Source organism: Henriciella pelagia, assembly GCF_002088945.1.
In the GTDB taxonomy this organism is placed as follows: domain Bacteria; phylum Pseudomonadota; class Alphaproteobacteria; order Caulobacterales; family Hyphomonadaceae; genus Henriciella; species Henriciella pelagia.
This window is the reverse complement of sequence record NZ_NCSU01000015.1, coordinates 112,547-128,051: the sequence shown is the minus strand read 5'-3', so window position 1 is coordinate 128,051 and position 15,505 is coordinate 112,547. Positions and strand designations below refer to the sequence as shown.

13 protein-coding genes are annotated in these 15,505 nt (G+C 60.3%); 11 read left to right on the top strand and 2 right to left on the bottom strand.

Annotated features, from left to right (window positions below):
• The first annotated feature begins 4 nt into the window (after positions 1-4).
• From murD to murB, 5 genes are read left to right on the top strand one after another with little or no spacing between them, the layout of a single operon-like run.
• Positions 5-1,432 (top strand): UDP-N-acetylmuramoyl-L-alanine--D-glutamate ligase, encoded by a 1,428-nt coding sequence (gene murD / locus B8746_RS15190; RefSeq protein ID WP_084394553.1) that lies wholly within the window; start codon positions 5-7, stop codon positions 1,430-1,432.
• Positions 1,429-2,589: a putative lipid II flippase FtsW gene (ftsW, locus tag B8746_RS15185; protein ID WP_084394552.1), complete on the top strand. Its 1,161-nt coding sequence runs from the start codon at positions 1,429-1,431 to the stop codon at positions 2,587-2,589. Before murD ends, ftsW begins: the two co-directional genes overlap by 4 nt.
• A complete protein-coding gene (locus B8746_RS15180; RefSeq protein WP_084394551.1) occupies positions 2,576-3,685 on the top strand; it encodes a UDP-N-acetylglucosamine--N-acetylmuramyl-(pentapeptide) pyrophosphoryl-undecaprenol N-acetylglucosamine transferase in 1,110 nt (369 codons plus the stop codon). The genes ftsW and B8746_RS15180 overlap by 14 nt, the downstream gene beginning before the upstream one ends.
• A complete protein-coding gene (murC, locus tag B8746_RS15175) occupies positions 3,682-5,091 on the top strand; it encodes a UDP-N-acetylmuramate--L-alanine ligase (RefSeq protein WP_084394550.1) in 1,410 nt (469 codons plus the stop codon). The genes B8746_RS15180 and murC overlap by 4 nt, the downstream gene beginning before the upstream one ends.
• A gap of 1 nt (position 5,092) precedes the next feature.
• Positions 5,093-6,049 carry a UDP-N-acetylmuramate dehydrogenase gene (gene murB, locus B8746_RS15170; RefSeq protein ID WP_084394549.1) on the top strand — a complete coding sequence of 319 codons (957 nt, stop codon included), beginning with the start codon at positions 5,093-5,095 and terminating at the stop codon, positions 6,047-6,049.
• Here the strand turns inward: murB and B8746_RS15165 are convergent.
• Positions 6,046-8,103 carry a TonB-dependent receptor plug domain-containing protein gene (locus tag B8746_RS15165; RefSeq protein ID WP_084394548.1) on the bottom strand — a complete coding sequence of 686 codons (2,058 nt, stop codon included), beginning with the start codon at positions 8,101-8,103 and terminating at the stop codon, positions 6,046-6,048. The two genes, murB and B8746_RS15165, sit on opposite strands and share 4 nt — an antisense overlap.
• A gap of 227 nt (positions 8,104-8,330) precedes the next feature.
• On the opposite strand from B8746_RS15165, the gene B8746_RS15160 reads away from it, so the two are divergent.
• The 5 genes from B8746_RS15160 (at position 8,331) to lpxC (ending at position 13,971) form a co-directional block, all read left to right on the top strand.
• On the top strand, positions 8,331-9,239 hold the full coding sequence (locus B8746_RS15160) for a D-alanine--D-alanine ligase (protein ID WP_084394547.1): 909 nt from the start codon (positions 8,331-8,333) through the stop codon (positions 9,237-9,239).
• Positions 9,227-10,102, top strand: coding sequence for a cell division protein FtsQ/DivIB (locus B8746_RS15155; RefSeq protein ID WP_084394546.1), 876 nt, complete (start codon positions 9,227-9,229; stop codon positions 10,100-10,102). The genes B8746_RS15160 and B8746_RS15155 overlap by 13 nt, the downstream gene beginning before the upstream one ends.
• Positions 10,103-10,104: 2 nt before the next feature.
• Positions 10,105-11,400, top strand: a complete 1,296-nt coding sequence (gene ftsA / locus B8746_RS15150) for a cell division protein FtsA (RefSeq protein WP_084394545.1) — start codon at positions 10,105-10,107, stop codon at positions 11,398-11,400.
• A gap of 95 nt (positions 11,401-11,495) precedes the next feature.
• Positions 11,496-12,908, top strand: coding sequence for a cell division protein FtsZ (gene ftsZ / locus B8746_RS15145; protein ID WP_084394544.1), 1,413 nt, complete (start codon positions 11,496-11,498; stop codon positions 12,906-12,908).
• Between the two features lie 148 nt (positions 12,909-13,056).
• Entirely contained in the window at positions 13,057-13,971 is a 915-nt protein-coding gene (lpxC, locus tag B8746_RS15140; RefSeq protein WP_084394744.1) for a UDP-3-O-acyl-N-acetylglucosamine deacetylase, read from the top strand.
• Between the two features lie 35 nt (positions 13,972-14,006).
• Here lpxC and B8746_RS15135 read toward each other — a convergent pair whose 3' ends face one another.
• Positions 14,007-14,459: a helix-turn-helix domain-containing protein gene (locus B8746_RS15135; protein ID WP_084394543.1), complete on the bottom strand. Its 453-nt coding sequence runs from the start codon at positions 14,457-14,459 to the stop codon at positions 14,007-14,009.
• Positions 14,460-14,638: 179 nt separating this feature from the next.
• On the opposite strand from B8746_RS15135, the gene B8746_RS15130 reads away from it, so the two are divergent.
• Positions 14,639-15,460 carry an outer membrane protein assembly factor BamD gene (locus B8746_RS15130; RefSeq protein WP_084394542.1) on the top strand — a complete coding sequence of 274 codons (822 nt, stop codon included), beginning with the start codon at positions 14,639-14,641 and terminating at the stop codon, positions 15,458-15,460.
• Positions 15,461-15,505: the final 45 nt, after the last annotated feature.

The window sequence follows — 15,505 nt, the reverse complement described above, 5'->3', positions numbered from 1 at the left end:
CCCCATGATCCCGATTACCGAATATGCTGGAAAAGACGTTGCGGTGTACGGCCTCGGCCGGACAGGCCTTGCGGCTGCGCGCGCCTTGAAGGCCGGTAAGGCAAGGGTCCATGCCTGGGATGACAGCGAGGACACCCGCGCAAAAGCAGAAGCTGCCGGCATTCCGCTCTCTGACCTGAACAAGCGCGACTGGCAGAGCTTCGCGGCGCTCGTCCTGTCGCCGGGAATTCCGTACCGCTTCCCACAACCGCACCGTCTGGTGCGCCTTGCGCAGATGACCAATGTTCCGGTTGTCGGCGATATGGAGCTCTTCGCCCGCGCCGTGCAGCAGCTGCCGGAGCGCGGCCGCCCGAAAGTCATCGGGATTACCGGCACGAACGGGAAATCGACCACCACGGCACTCATCGGGCATATCCTGAAAGAGTGCGGCATGGATGCGCGCATTGGCGGGAATATCGGCACAGGCGTGCTCGACATGGCGCCGCTTCATGCCAACGCCTATTACGTGCTGGAGCTGTCCTCCTATCAGCTCGACCTCGTCAAAAGCCTGCACTGCGATGTCGCCGTGATGCTGAACGTCTCGCCAGATCATCTCGATCGCCATGGCGGCATGAAAGGCTATGTCGACGCCAAGCGCCGGATATTCCTGAACCAGCAACCGGGCGATACGGCGGTGATCGCGGTCGATGATACGATCACGCAGACGCTCGCCATGGACCTGGCGGCGCGCGGCGGCGTGCGGGTGACACAGGTGTCTTCCGAATTCGCACTGGGCCGCGGTGTCAGTGCTGTGAATGGCAATCTCTTCGACAGCCTCTCCGGCAATGCCATCCGTGTCGGGGATCTGAATGAAGCCCCTGCGCTTCCCGGCCGTCATAATCACCAGAATGCAGCGGCGGCTTATGCGGCCTGCCGCGCTCTCGGCATTGAGCCTGCGCGCATCAACGCTGCAATCCAGACTTTCCCCGGCCTCGCTCACCGCATGGAGCAGGTCGGCGAGATCGACGGGGTTCGCTTCGTCAACGATTCAAAGGCAACAAACGCGCAGGCGGCAGAGCAGGCGCTGCGCGCCTATCCAAGGGTCTACTGGATCGCTGGCGGCGTCCCGAAAGCTGAAGGCATCGGACCGCTCAACAGCCTCTTTAACCGCGTCGCCAAGGCCTACCTCATCGGCGATGCAGCTGATGCGTTCGCGCGGACCATCGAAAACGTCGTGCCCTTCGAGAAGTCAGGTACACTCGAAAAAGCCGTTTCCTCCGCCTTTCGTGATGCGCGCGCATCAGGCGAGGAGAACCCGATCGTCCTGCTGTCACCTGCTTGCGCGAGTTTCGACCAGTTCAAGGACTTCGAAGCGCGCGGTGATGCCTTCCGCCACATCGTCGAAGACCTCGGCGGAAATGCGCTCGTGAAGGTCATGAAAGAATCGGCATGAGCGTGCAGGTCGGTGAAGCCCTGATCCTGCCGCGGTCGGACCGCTCTCATATCACTGAGTGGCGGCGCAGTGTCGACTGGTCCATTCTGCTGGCAGGCTGTGTTCTGCTCGGCCTGGGGCTGGTTCTCTCCCTTGCTGCTGGCCCACCCGCGGCAGAGCGTATGGGCCAGGCCGATGAGTTTCATTTCGTCAAACGCCATGCTTTTTTTGCGGCGGCGGCCGTAATCATACTGTTTGGTGCCAGCCTGCTGGACCGGACCTGGGTGCGACGATTGTCGGCGCTTGTCTTCTGCGGCTCCTTCGTTCTGCTGGCCGCAATCCTGATCGTCGGCCATGAAGCCAAGGGCGCGCAACGCTGGATCGAACTGGGCGGCTTCACGCTGCAGCCATCGGAATTCGTGAAGCCGGCGCTCATCATCCTTTCGGGCTGGCTGCTCGCGCAGAGGCAGCTCTATCCGGGCGGTCCGTGGGCCGTCGTCGCGCTCGTTTTCTACGTCGTCACGCTCGGTCTTCTATTGCTCCAGCCTGATGTCGGACAGTCTGCATTGCTGACGGCGGCCTTTATCGTGACCTTCTTCGTGTCCGGCCTGCCATGGCGATGGGCTGCAATGTTTTTCGGTGGGGGCGTAGGTCTGAGTGCCACGCTTTATGCGCTCCTGCCGCATGTCCGCTTTCGCGTGAACAGCTTCATCAACCCTTCTGAATATGACACCTACCAGATCGACAAGGCGTCACAGGCGATCGGTCGTGGCGGCATCTTTGGCGCGGGGCCGGGTGAAGGCGCGGTGAAGACCGAGCTTCCGGACGCCCACACCGATTTCATCTATGCTGTGCTCAGTGAAGAATTCGGCTATGTCGCCGCCCTCGCGCTGATCGGTCTGTTCGTCTTTATCTGCTGGCGCGGCTTCCGCGGCGCGTCTCGCGTCCGCGACCCGTACCCCCGCGCTGCGGCTGCCGGACTCTTTGCGCTTTTCGGCCTTCAGGCTGCCATCAATATCGGTGTGAATGTGAACCTTCTTCCCCCGAAGGGCATGACGCTGCCTTTCATTTCCTATGGAGGCTCATCAATGCTCGGTATCGCGTTGACTCTGGGTCTCGCTCTGGCGCTTATTCGGCGCCAGACTTCGACGACCTGGAGGCCGGATGGCAGAGCCTGACGCAGCAAAGCCCCTCGTGATCATCGGTGCAGGCGGCACGGGCGGGCATATGTTCCCGGCCGCTGCCTTTGCCGAAGAAATGCGATCGCGCGGCTGGCAGGTCGGCCTGATGAGCGATGAGCGCGGGCTGCGTTATGCCGAACACTTCCCAGCGGACTGGAAGGAAGAAGTGAAGGCCGCGAGCCCCAATACACGCAAGCCCTGGACCTTGCCGGGTGCTGCGCTGAAAATCTGGGGCGGTATCAATTCCGCCGCATCCACCATGAAGCGGCTGAAGCCGTCGCTGGTCGCAGGCTTTGGCGGCTATCCGGCCTTTCCGGCACTGAGTGCAGCGGCCCGGCGCAAGGTGCCGATCCTCATCCATGAGCAGAATGCCGTACTCGGGCGGGTGAACCGGCGCTTTGCAGGCAAGGCCGCCATTGTCGCATCAGGCTTTGACCGGCTCGACCGCCTGCCCACCGGCGCCGTGCATCACGCCGTCGGCAATCCGGTTCGCGCGCCCATCGCCGCGATGCGGGACAAGCCTTTTCCGCCGATGGATGGCGGCCTCACTATCTTCATCACTGGCGGCAGTCAGGGCGCAAAAATTCTCGGCGACATCATCCCGCTTGCCATTGCAAACCACCTTCCGGCGACGCTGCGTGCGCGGTTGAAAGTGGTGCAGCAGGTTCGCGAGGAACAGCTTGAGCAGGTCCGGGCGGTGTACGACAAGGTGCAGCTACAGCACGAATTGAAGCCGTTCTTCTCTGACATGCCGGAACGGCTCGCTGCGGCGCATCTCATCATAGCCCGCTCAGGCGCAGGCACGGTGAGCGAAATCGCCGCCGTGGGCCGTCCATCCATTCTCATCCCTCTCAAGATCGCGATGGACGATCATCAGACGGCCAATGCCGAAGCGCTGGTCGATGCAGGGGCGGCGGATGTCCTGCTTGAGGACAATCTCTACCCGAACCTGTTGGGCGAACTCATCAAGGTGCGTATTGAGGATGCGACCGATTTGAAAAACCGTGCGGCGCTCGCGCGGGTGACCGGGACAATCACCGCAGCAAGCGATCTTGCAGACCTCGCCGAACAAGTGGCAAAGCAACCAGCATGACCCTCAAACCATCCCCATTCGAACTCGGCCCGGCCCACCTTGTCGGCATTGGCGGCATCGGCATGTCCGGCATTGCCGAGATCATGATCAATCTCGGCTACAAGGTTCAGGGCTCTGACGTAAAGGAGAGCGCCAATGTCGAGCGCCTTCGTGAGAAGGGCGCGACCGTCCATATCGGCCACAAGCCAGAAAATGTGGATGGTGCAGGGGCGGTGATCATCTCGTCTGCGATCAAGGGCGACAATGTCGAGGTTCAGGCTGCCCGCGCCAAGGGTATCCCGGTTGTGCGCCGCGCCGATATGCTGGCCGAGATCATCCGCATGAAATGGACGGTCGCTGTCGCCGGCACGCACGGCAAGACAACAACAACGACCATGGTGGCTGCGCTTCTCGATGGTGCCGGTGTGGACCCGACCGTGATCAATGGCGGCATCATCAACGCCTATGGCTCGAACGCGAAGGCTGGCCGGGGGGACTGGATCGTCCTGGAGGCTGATGAGAGCGATGGCACCTTCACCAAGCTCAGGCCCACCATCGCCATCGTGACCAATATGGACCCTGAACACATGGAGCATTACGGCTCGATGGAAGCGCTCCGCAAAGCCTTTGACACCTATGTCGGCAACATTCCGTTTTACGGTTTCGGCGTCCTTTGCACCGACCACCCCGAAGTCTCGGCCATGGTCAGCCGTGTATCGGACCGCCGGATCATCACCTATGGCTTCAACCGCCAGGCGGATGTGCGCGCCGTCAATCTCGAATCGGACCCGAACGGCGTGACCTTCGACGTCATGGTGCGTGGCCGTCTCGGGCGAGAGGACCTGATCATCGAGGGGGTGCGCCTGCCTATGGCGGGCGATCACAATGTTTCCAACGCGCTCGCGTCGATCACTGTCGCACTCGAGCTGAATGCGACGCCCGAGCAGATCAAGCAGAGCTTTGCAAACTTTGGGGGCGTTAAGCGCCGGTTTACGCCCGCCGGTGAATGGAATGGCATCCGGATCATTGATGATTATGGCCACCACCCGGTAGAGATTCAGGCCGTTCTCAAGGCCGCCCGTGCCATGCAGGGAGCGAACCGCGTCATCGCTGTGGCGCAGCCGCACCGTTATTCGCGCCTGCATGATCTCTTCGAAGATTTCTCCCAGTGCTTCCGCGAAGCCGATATTGCGCTGATTGCCCCGGTCTATGCCGCTGGCGAAGACCCGATTGAAGGCGCAAGCCATGCCGAACTGGTACTCAGTATCCGCTCGCATGGTCACAAGGATGTGCGCGCGCTCGGTGACCTGGGTGAGCTGCCGGAGGTGATCCGGGATACCGCTCAGCCTGGCGACATGATTGTCTGCCTTGGTGCAGGGGACATCACCGCCCACGCCAATTCGCTCGCCAGCAAGCTTGGGTCCTGACTTGGCGGACTGGCGTGACCACCTTCCTGCCGTGCGCGGCAAGCTGCTGCTCGATCAGCCGCTTGCGCCCTATACATGGTTTCGCGTTGGCGGACCGGCAGATGCGCTTTTCCTGCCCGCCGATGAGGATGACCTTGCAGATTTCCTGAAAGCCCTGCCGGAGAAGGTTCCGGTCACATTCCTCGGAATGGGCTCAAATACGATTGTCCGCGATGGCGGTATCGAAGGCGTCACAATCCGTCTGATGGGCGGCTACTGGGGTGCCGTCGAAGCGGCCGGCTCGAACTCTCTCTTCGCCCGGGCTGGCGCGCTCGACCTCTCGGTTGCGAAGGCTGCAGCCAAGGAAGGGATTGCGGGGCTCTCCTTCTTTTCGGGCATACCGGGATGTGTCGGCGGCGCTGTGCGCACCAATGCCGGCTGCTATGGCCGCGAACTGAAGGATGTTGTCAACCAGATTGAGGGCATCACCCGGTCCGGCGAGCGCGTCCGGTTTGAGGCCGAGATCGCGCAGTATGGCGACCCCAAGATCGAATTCTCCTACCGCCACACCAATTTTCCCGATGACATTATCGTCACCGGTATCCTGCTGACAGGATCGGGAGAGGGAGACCCTGATACGCTATCCCGGGAAATCGCCGAACATCAGAAGCGCCGCGCCGAGACGCAGCCGATCAAGGAAAAGACAGGCGGGTCCACCTTTGCGAACCCCGACCCGCCCGGCACGCCGAGCCAGCGCTCCAGCTGGAAGCTGGTCGAGGCGGCCGGATGCCGGGGGTTGCGGGTCGGCGGCGCGCAGGTCAGCGAAAAGCACTGTAACTTCCTGATCAATACCGGCGAGGCGACCGCCGCCGATATTGAAGCGCTTGGTGAACTCGTTCGCGCTCGCGTCCTGGACGTGACGGGCGTGGATTTGCGTTGGGAAATCCGCCGGATCGGGCGGCTGCAGGCCCGGCGCTAGAAGCTCCCCTTCAGGCTAATGGACAGGATCGGGCCAGCCCGCCAGCTTCGATCTTCGCGAAAGAGCAGGGCTCCATCCCGGCGCGGGGTGTAGACCTGCCGCGTAAACTGCTCATCGGCATCGAACACATTGAAGTATTCGATCTGCCCGGTCATTCCGAAGATGTCCTTATGTTCGAGATAAAGGAAGGTGTAGACGGGGCGCAGTTCGAAATAATGGCGCTCATCAAGCCGTACGAAGGGCGCATTGTCGAACCGCTCTCCGCCAAAACCCACAGCCCAGTCCGTGTTCGGTACGTCGTAGCGCAAGTCGAAAAAGCCGCCCAGAATGAGGTCGTCATTGATGCGCCGCGTTTCGCCGGTCAGTGGGTCTTCAATCTCGGATTTTCGCGCTTCCAGCTCGTATTCGAGCTGTAGGCCTTCAAGCCCCAAGGGCGCGAACTTGAAGGTGCCGTTCGTCGCGATGCCGTAGCGCTTTGCCTCATCCAGATTGCCCGGGCCTTCGGCGTCCGGGCCAAAGGGGACGCGGTCCACAATGTCCTCTATGTTCTCATAGTAGAACTTGATCGTGTGGGCACCGGCCGGACCGAAATCCTTCTCCAGTTCAACCTCGGATTCCCAGCTCTGCTGCGGGACGATGTCTGGATTGCCCTGGTTTCCATTGCCGGAGTTGACGTTCACCGAAGAGATGAAATCGAAGAAATTGAGCTGTCCGACTTCGCGGGCCAGCTTTGCATTCACCGTCAGTTTGTCGTTCACCTCATAGGCTGCTGACAGGAAGCCCTTCGGCCGCGTGAACTCGCGGGTCTGGGAGGCACCACCTGATTGCGACAATTCCGAATACTCCGCGCCAAGTGAAGCCTGCACAGACAGCTTGCCGGAAAGCCGCCGGCCATGCGTCACATTGATTTCGGCGCGCTTCTCTTCAACGCGCGAATTCGCCTTGTCGAGCGGGACGGGCACGAGAACGCCGGACCCGTCCAGCGATTGCAGGCCGGCTTCGGCTTCCAGGAAATTGAACGCCCCTTCGAGGGCAATCTGCCAGTCGCGGCCGGGGGCGGGCTGCCAGCCATACTCACTTCGAAGGATGGATTCGCCCTCATCGACCGTCTGTTCGAAGATTGAGCGCTCGGTGAGATTTCCGTTCTCATCGATCGTGCGCACGCCTGAAATCACCGGGCTGTGCTCAAAGCGCCAGAGCGCGATGGTCTTCAGGCGGCCCGGCCCCAGTGCGAATTCGAAGTCGCCGCCAATCTCGCTGTTCCATTCATCCTCGGCGTTGTTGAACCGGCGGAACCGGGCGGGCGAACCATCCTCAGGGAAGCGCTCGGAGATCTCTCGTGTGTCGATCTGGAAGATATTGTATTCGGCATTGAGGTTGGCGACCGAGCCGTTAAGCGGTGTCCATTCGAGCGCGCCCGATATTCCAGCTTCGTCGCCGATATTGTTGACGTCTTCATCCCGTGTTTCGATCAGGTTGCGATTTGCGTCATAGACATATTCCGGCCCGGTTGCGCCGCCGCGGATAGGATTGCTCTTGAGGCCGAGCGTCCAGGCAAGCGTGTTCTGCCGGCCGGTCACCGAAACATTGCCGCCATGAAGGTAGGGCGGAAGGTTTTCGCGGAATCGCGAGCGCCATTCCCACGTGCCGGAGACGCCGTTCACGGTCGCTATGACGTTTGCCACCTGGCCTGACAGGCCCGGAATATCCAGCGTCGCGCCGTCTACAAGCTCGATTTTCTCTACATTTGTAGCAGGAATGCGGTTGAGGGCATCACGCAAGGTAAGGGATTTGCCTGCGACGCGTCGTCCATTGATCAGCACATTGCCCTCGGCTTGGCCTAGGCCGCGTTCTTCGGAGTTTTCCTCGCGAATGGCGAAGCCGGGAATTCTCGAGACCATATCCAGTGCTGTACTAGGGGAGAACTGGGAAAAGTCCTCCATTGTGAAAACGGTTCCGACAGGTTCACCCGATGCGTCGGACAGCTCCATGGCGGTCGCGGTAACAGGCACAATCAGGACGGTACCGGCCAGGATGGCGGTTTTGAAATTCATGTTCGCTACTTCCTCCCCGGAAGAGTCTTTAGGTCTGACGCCCTGACACTGCGCTACATTTGTAGCGATACGAATCTGATTGCGGTCGCAACTTACTAATTCGTAATGTGGTTGCCCCCTGCAGTCCGGCTCCACGCATCGTAGCACTGCCTTAATTTCTGACCGCCAAAGTGTTTGTTTCTATGACATGAAGGCCGGATGTCCGGTCGCCCGATCTGGAGAAAGTCATGAAACGAGTCGCAGTCGTCTATGGGGGATGGTCGTCGGAGCGGGAGGTGTCTGTCAGTTCGGGCACCCAGATGCTGCGCGCCGCCAAGGCGGCAGGGTATGACGCTGTCGGGATCGATGCGACGCGCGATCTTGCCCGGCAGATCGCGAACGTCTCGCCTGACGTTGTACTCAACGGGCTTCACGGCCCCTGGGGCGAAGATGGATGTGTACAAGGTCTCTTCGAAATTCTCGATATTCCGTACAGCCACTCCGGTGTAACCGCATCTGCCATCGCGATGGACAAGCGAAAGTCGAAAGCTATCTATGAGCAAGCCGGGCTTGATGTCGCGAAAGATGTCCCGGTAACGCGCGAAGAAGCGGCGCGCGCGCATCCAATCAAGCCGCCTTATGTCATCAAGCCCGTCAATGAAGGCTCCAGCTTCGGCGTAGTCTTTGTGCGCGAGAACAATAATGGTCCGTCGCAATTCCTGCTGTGTGACGACTGGAAGTATGGCGACAATCTCATGGCCGAGGAGTACATCCCCGGCCGGGAGCTTACGGTTGCTGTGCTGGGTGACAGGCCGCTGGCTGTCACTGAGATTACAACGTTAAGGGAGTTTTACGACTTTGACGCAAAATATGCAGCAGGTGGATCGCGCCACGTTGTGCCTGCAGATATTCCCGAGCATGTCACAAAACAGGCTTTGGAAGCTTCCCTGAAGGCGCACCAGGCTCTCGGTTGCAGAGGCGTGACGCGGTCTGATTTTCGTTTTGACGAGGAAAGGGACCGGCTCGTGATACTGGAAACCAATACCCAGCCAGGCATGACCCCGACCTCCCTTGTGCCCGAACAGGCAGCCTTTACCGGCATGACGTTCGAGGAACTCGTCTCGTGGATGATCGAGGATGCTTCATGCCGCCGGTAAAGGGACGCAGACAGCAGGCCGTTGAGCCGGCAAGAGGCCGCCGCCGCAAGGCAGCGCCGCCGCCTCCCGAGCCGGAATATGAAAGCGTTGACGCCTCTTCGGTGATCTTCGGGCTGGTCATGGTGTTCGCCGTGATCGTGGCGGGGGCTGCCCTCATGGGCGGCTCGCTCTCCAAGATCGGTGATCGCGCGACCGGTGCTTTTGACGGCGTCGCCAGTGCGTTCGGTCTGTCAGTTGCCGATGTCAAAGTTGTCGGCCTGGACGATGATGCTGCGCTCGCATCCATGGTGGTGCGCCAGTCGGAGGTCGAGGCAGGTGACAACATGTTCACGTCCGACCCTCACAAGATCCGCCGCCGGATTCTCGCAACGGGGCAGGTCACCGATGCGCGTGTCTACCGCCTGTGGCCCAACCAGATCCTGATCCACGCATCGCCGGCCGAACCCGTCGCCCTATGGCACGATGGCGAGAAATGGACGGTGGTCGACAGTCTCGGACAACTGATCAATGGTGTTCCGCCAGAGCAGTATCCGGGCCTTATCCGGGTGGCCGGCACGCGCGCCCCCGATGGCGTTCCGGCCCTGGTGCGGGCGGTCAGTTTCAATCAGGCCTTGGGCGACCGGATTTCCTATGCGCAGCGCGTCTCAGAACGCCGTTGGGACATCAAGCTGAAGACGGGCGCAACGATCCGCCTGCCAGCAGACCATTCCATAGGCGGTGCCGCTGCCACACTGGCGGAGCTTGATGCGGGTACATCGCTGACATCCCGCAACCTGGACCGCATAGACCTGCGGGTTCCTGGAAAGATATTCCTTAAACCCACACGTAAAGTTGGCGCAGGAAGCGCGCCAGCGGAAAGCTGATCATGGCCACTGCCGAGGCACGACTGAAACCCGCAAAGGCCGCCCGTGTGGGGCAGGCGATTGCCTCGCTCGATATCGGCAGCTCCAAGATCACCTGCCTGATCGGCCGGTACGACCCGTCTTCAAAGGCGGGCTTCACCTTTCTCGGCGGCGGCCGCCAGCAGAGCCGCGGCTTCAATGGTGGCTCGATCAAGGACATGGACGCGCTGGAGCGCTCTGTCCGCCTCGCTGTCGAAGATGCCGAACGCCAGGCAGGTGAACGCATTGAGCACGTTGTGCTCGGGATTACAGGGCCTCGTGTCGGTTGTGAGTTCGTCGCCTCGCTGATTGATATTGGCGGCCGGGAAGTGACGGCGAAAGATTTGAAGAAGCTCCACGCCGCTGCGCTCTCCAAGGTCAATCCGAAACAGCGCGAAATCCTGAGCGCTCATCCCGTCGTCTATCAGCTGGACGATCAGGAGGGCATCAAGGACCCGGCAGGCATGATCGGCGAAAAGCTGAGCGTTCTTCTCTCTGTGATCTCTGCGCCGAAATCCCTTGTCCGCAACCTGGTTGAATGTGTCGGCCGGGCGCACCTCCACGTTGATCGCATCATCCCGTCGGCGATCGCCAGCGGGGCAGGAACGCTGATCGATGATGAGATCGAGAATGGTGCGCTTTGTATCGACATGGGCTCTGGCGTCACGGCGGCATGTGCCTTCATCAACGGGTCGCCCGCCTGGCTCGGTCTGGTTCCTGCCGGCGGCGCGAATGTGACAGGTGATCTGGCCCAGGGCATAGGTACCACCTTCGCAGCGGCCGAGCGCATGAAAACGATCCATGGCAATGCCATTGCCGACGGACCGGGCATGGCTGAACGCGTGGAAGTCGCGCGGCTGGGCGATGATGGCCGCCTCAATGGATACCGCATGGAAAGGGGACAGATCGCTGCGATCATAGCCCCGCGCATCGAAGAAATTTTCGAGTACGCCGGAAACCTGCTTTCCAGGAGCGAATTGAAGAAGATAATGCCGAGACGGACCGTACTCACTGGAGGTGGAAGTCTGCTTCCGGGCGTGCGTGACGTCGCAACCCGCGTTCTGCAGCAACCAGTTCGCCTCGGAAAACCGGTGGAAGCCGATATTTTGGGTGAATCTCATGCCAATCCGGTCTTTTCCACAGCCGCAGGTCTGCTATCCTATGAATTCAGGGGATTCACGGACGTTGCCAGGGCTGGAAGCGCGTCCGAAAGCGGAGGTGCACCAGGCAAGGGTGGATTGCTGAAGAGAGTCTTTCGCTGGCTAAGTGAAAATTTTTGACGCCGGAAGACTTCACTTAACTGTCTCTTAGTCTGAGACCGTCAATCTACAGCCTGACAACCTGCATGGTAGATTTGTAAAGGCGGACAATTTTCATGACTCACGAACTCAAGCCCCGGATCGTAGTATTTGGTGTCGGCGGTGCTGGCGGAAACGCTGTCGACAATATGATCGAGGCGAAGCTGCAAGGCGTTGAGTTCGTCGTGGCCAATACGGACGCCCAGGCCCTTGAGCGTTCGAAAGCTGAAAACTCCATCCAGCTCGGTCTTGAAACCACCTCCGGTCTTGGTGCCGGTGCTCGTCCGGAAGTCGGCGCCGCCTCTGCCGAAGAATCCATCGACGACATCAATGAGTATCTCGAAGGCGCTCACATGGTCTTTATCGCTGCCGGTCTCGGTGGCGGAACCGGTACGGGCGCCGCCCCCGTCATCGCCAAGGCTGCACATGACAAGGGCATCCTGACAGTTGGCGTGGTGACCAAGCCCTTCGGATTTGAAGGCGCGCGCCGCATGAAGATCGCTGAAACCGGCCTGGAGCGCATGCGCGAAGCCGTCGATACGATGATTGTCGTGCCGAACCAGAACCTGTTCCGGATCGCCAATGAGCGTACCACTTTTGCGGAAGCCTTCCGCATGGCCGATGACGTTCTTTACTCTGGTGTTCGCGGCATTACCGACCTGATGGTCATGCCGGGCCTCATCAATCTCGACTTCGCCGATGTGCGCACGATCATGAAGGGTATGGGTTCTGCCATGATGGGGATGGGCGAGAGCGAAGGCGAAGGCCGTGCGCTGGAAGCTGCCCGCGCCGCGATCGATAATCCCCTGCTCGACGACGTGTCGATGAAAGGCGCCAAGGGCGTCCTCATCAACATCACAGGCGGCTATGACATGACACTGTTCGAGCTGGACGAAGCTGCCAATGAAATCCGCCGCGAAGTCGACCCGGATGCAAACATCATTCTCGGCTCCACTTTCGATCCTGAACTTGAAGGTCGTCTTCGGGTGTCGGTTGTGGCTGCTGGTATCGACGTTGCCGGCGCCATCACTGCAACGCCAGCCTACAGCGATCCAGTTCCAGCGCCAAAGGCTGTCGCGGTTGAGAGCGCGGAAGACGTGGACGAGAAGCCGAAAGTCGTCGTCAGCGGCGGCAGCGCCACGAAGCAGGACGATATGTTCGAAAGCGACCCACGCCCGGACTTTACGAGCCGTCCGCTGCCAGCCGCTCATGTCGAGCGTGCCGAGGGCAGTGACCAGGTTTCGGCTGACCAGGCCCTTTCGCGAGCCCCTCAGAAGGGCACGAGCAAGCGCGACGATGACGAAGCTGGCGCTGGATTCGCGAACCTGTTTGGCTGGCGCAAGGGGACCACGCCGGGTGACAATGACCAGGATGATGTCGAGATCCCGGAAAAGATTGTGTCCTCACCGGACGACCATCCGACCGCCGCGCCTTTCGATGACGCTGATCTCGAAATTCCAGCCTTCCTGAGACGGTCCGCCAACCACTAGAAGCAGCCGCTTTGTAACAGAAAATATCAACTTGAATCAGGGCTCTGGGTCACGCTGGAGCCCTTTCTGTAATAAAGCGCAATACTCCTTGTTTTGAAGCTCGCCGGTGAGTCCCTTCATAAGGACCATGACAAAGGGGCGTCCGTTCATGAGTAGCGTGCAATTCCAGCAAACGATCAATTGTCCTGTCGTATGTGCAGGCGTCGGTGTTCACAGTGGTGAGCGCGCGCGCATTGTCATGAAGCCCGCAAAGTCTGGCACGGGGATCCGTTTCCGGCGCACGGACATTAAAGACCGCGACAATGAAGTGATGGCCCGCGGCGATCATGTGTCCGAAGTCCAGCTTGGAACCACGCTGCGCAACGAGGCAGGCGTGAGCGTTGCAACCGTCGAGCACCTTTTGGCCGCCTGCGCCGGCGTCGGCGTCGACAATCTCCTCATCGAGATCGACGGACCCGAAGTCCCGATCATGGACGGCTCGTCAGCGGTCTATTGCGAACTCCTGCTGTCGGCCGGGCTGCGCCGGCAGACGGCCCTGCGCAACCGCATCCGCATCCTCGAGGATGTTGAGGTCACCGATGGCGTGAAGGTCGCTCGCCTCAGCCCGTCCGATGACAATTTCCTCTCCATTCACGCGAAGATCGAGTTTGATAGCCGAGCCATCGGCACGCAGCAGATGTCGCTTCGCCTGTCGCCCGGCATGTTTGCGCGCGACATTGCCTTTGCCCGCACATTCGGCTTCGCAAAGGATGTTGAGAAATTGCAGGCAATGGGGCTGGCGCGGGGTGGATCGCTCGACAATGCGGTAGTGCTGGACGGCGACGATATCATGAACCCCGAAGGCCTTCGCACGAGTGACGAGTTCATTCGTCACAAGATCCTCGATGCAATCGGCGATCTGATGCTTGCTGGTGCGCCAATTGCCGGTGTGTATGAAGCCCGCCAGCCGGGGCATGCGCTGAATAACAAGCTTGTCTGCGCGCTTCTGGATAACCCGTCCGCCTGGTGCTGGGAAACCGACGAGGCAGAGATTGCACCCGCCGTATCTGCCGCACGCGTCTAGGGTTTCATTTCAATAGAGCCGGAACCGCCGAAGCGCTATTCGGCGCGCATGCCATCTGACTGTTTGCCTGACAAGTTACTGGCCGCGTCGGCATGGTCTTCTTCGTCAGCCTCAGCGAGGGTCCGGATCATTGTCTGGATGGCAGAGCGTACCCGATCATCCTTGAGCCTTGTCAGGCTTCGCACGCAATCAATCGCAAAGCGGGATGAGGAGGTGAACGCCTGATCGCTGTCCACCTGATTGTCCTGAAGGCCTTCAAAGAACCAGCCGGGCGAGATGTCGAGTTCCTGCGCGATCAGGTAGAGCCGACCGGCGCTGACACGGTTGGCACCGGTCTCGTATTTCTGAATCTGTTGATAGGAAACGCCCAGCGCTTCGCCGAGCTGATCCTGGGTCAGTCCGGAGAGTATCCGACGACGCCGAATGCGCTCGCCAACAATCGTGTCGACTTCCGATGCGGTGAACCCGCCATTATCCTTCTGTGTCATTGTAAATGCCCTGCTCACCGGGCGCCTGTCATTCCCGGAAAAGGCGTGGTCGTGCTGTTAAACTACCGTGTTCATCGGGAATAACAAGAAATGTGAACAAATGTTCCTGCACGCACCCACTTTACATCAGACGCTCCAGCGGCAAAGTGCGGGCCTTACTAGCGGACATCGGACCCATCATGAAGTTGAAGTCGTCACCCCTCCTTGTTGCCACAACAGCGACCCTGATGCTCACCGCATGCAGCTCAAGCCGGCAGGCGCGTGACCTCGCTTATGTCGAGCGCCCGGTTGAAGCGCTTTACAATGCTGGTGCCGATGAGCTCGACAAGAAGGATTATGTGAGCGCGATCGAGCTCTTCAACGAAGTGGAACGCCAGCACCCTTATTCGGAGTGGGCCCGCCGTTCCACGCTAATGTCGGCTTACGCGTCCTATCGCTCGCGGCGGTATGATGATGCCGTCTCGACCGCGCAGCGCTATCTCTCGCTTAACCCGGCGGGGCAGGGCGCGCCATACGCCTACTACATTATCGCGCTCAGCTATTTCCAGCAGATCGTCGATGTTGGCCGCGACCAGAAGACGACCGAACTGGCCCAGAACGCGCTGAACGATGTGGTACGCCGCTTCCCGAACACTGACTATGCGCGCGATGCGCAGCTCAAGATCGACATGGTCCGAGACCAGCTGGCCGGCAAGGAAATGGAGATCGGCCGCTGGTATCTGCGCCGCAACGAGCATCTTGCGGCGGTCAATCGCTTCAAGACCGTGGTCGAGGATTTCGACACGACGACCCACACGCCGGAGGCGCTGCACCGCCTCGTCGAGGCGTACCTCTCGCTCGGCCTGCGTGACCAGGCCGTCGCGGCCGCTTCGGTGCTTGGTTACAACTATCCCAACACCAACTGGTACACGATGAGCTACGACCTCATCGAGAACAATAGCTCCGGCGCGCGGCCGGCATCGTCCGATCGCTCGATCCTGCAGAAGCTGACGCCTTGGTGACCGGCTGAACAAAAGCCGCTTGTTCTCTATTTGTTCCGGTGGTAT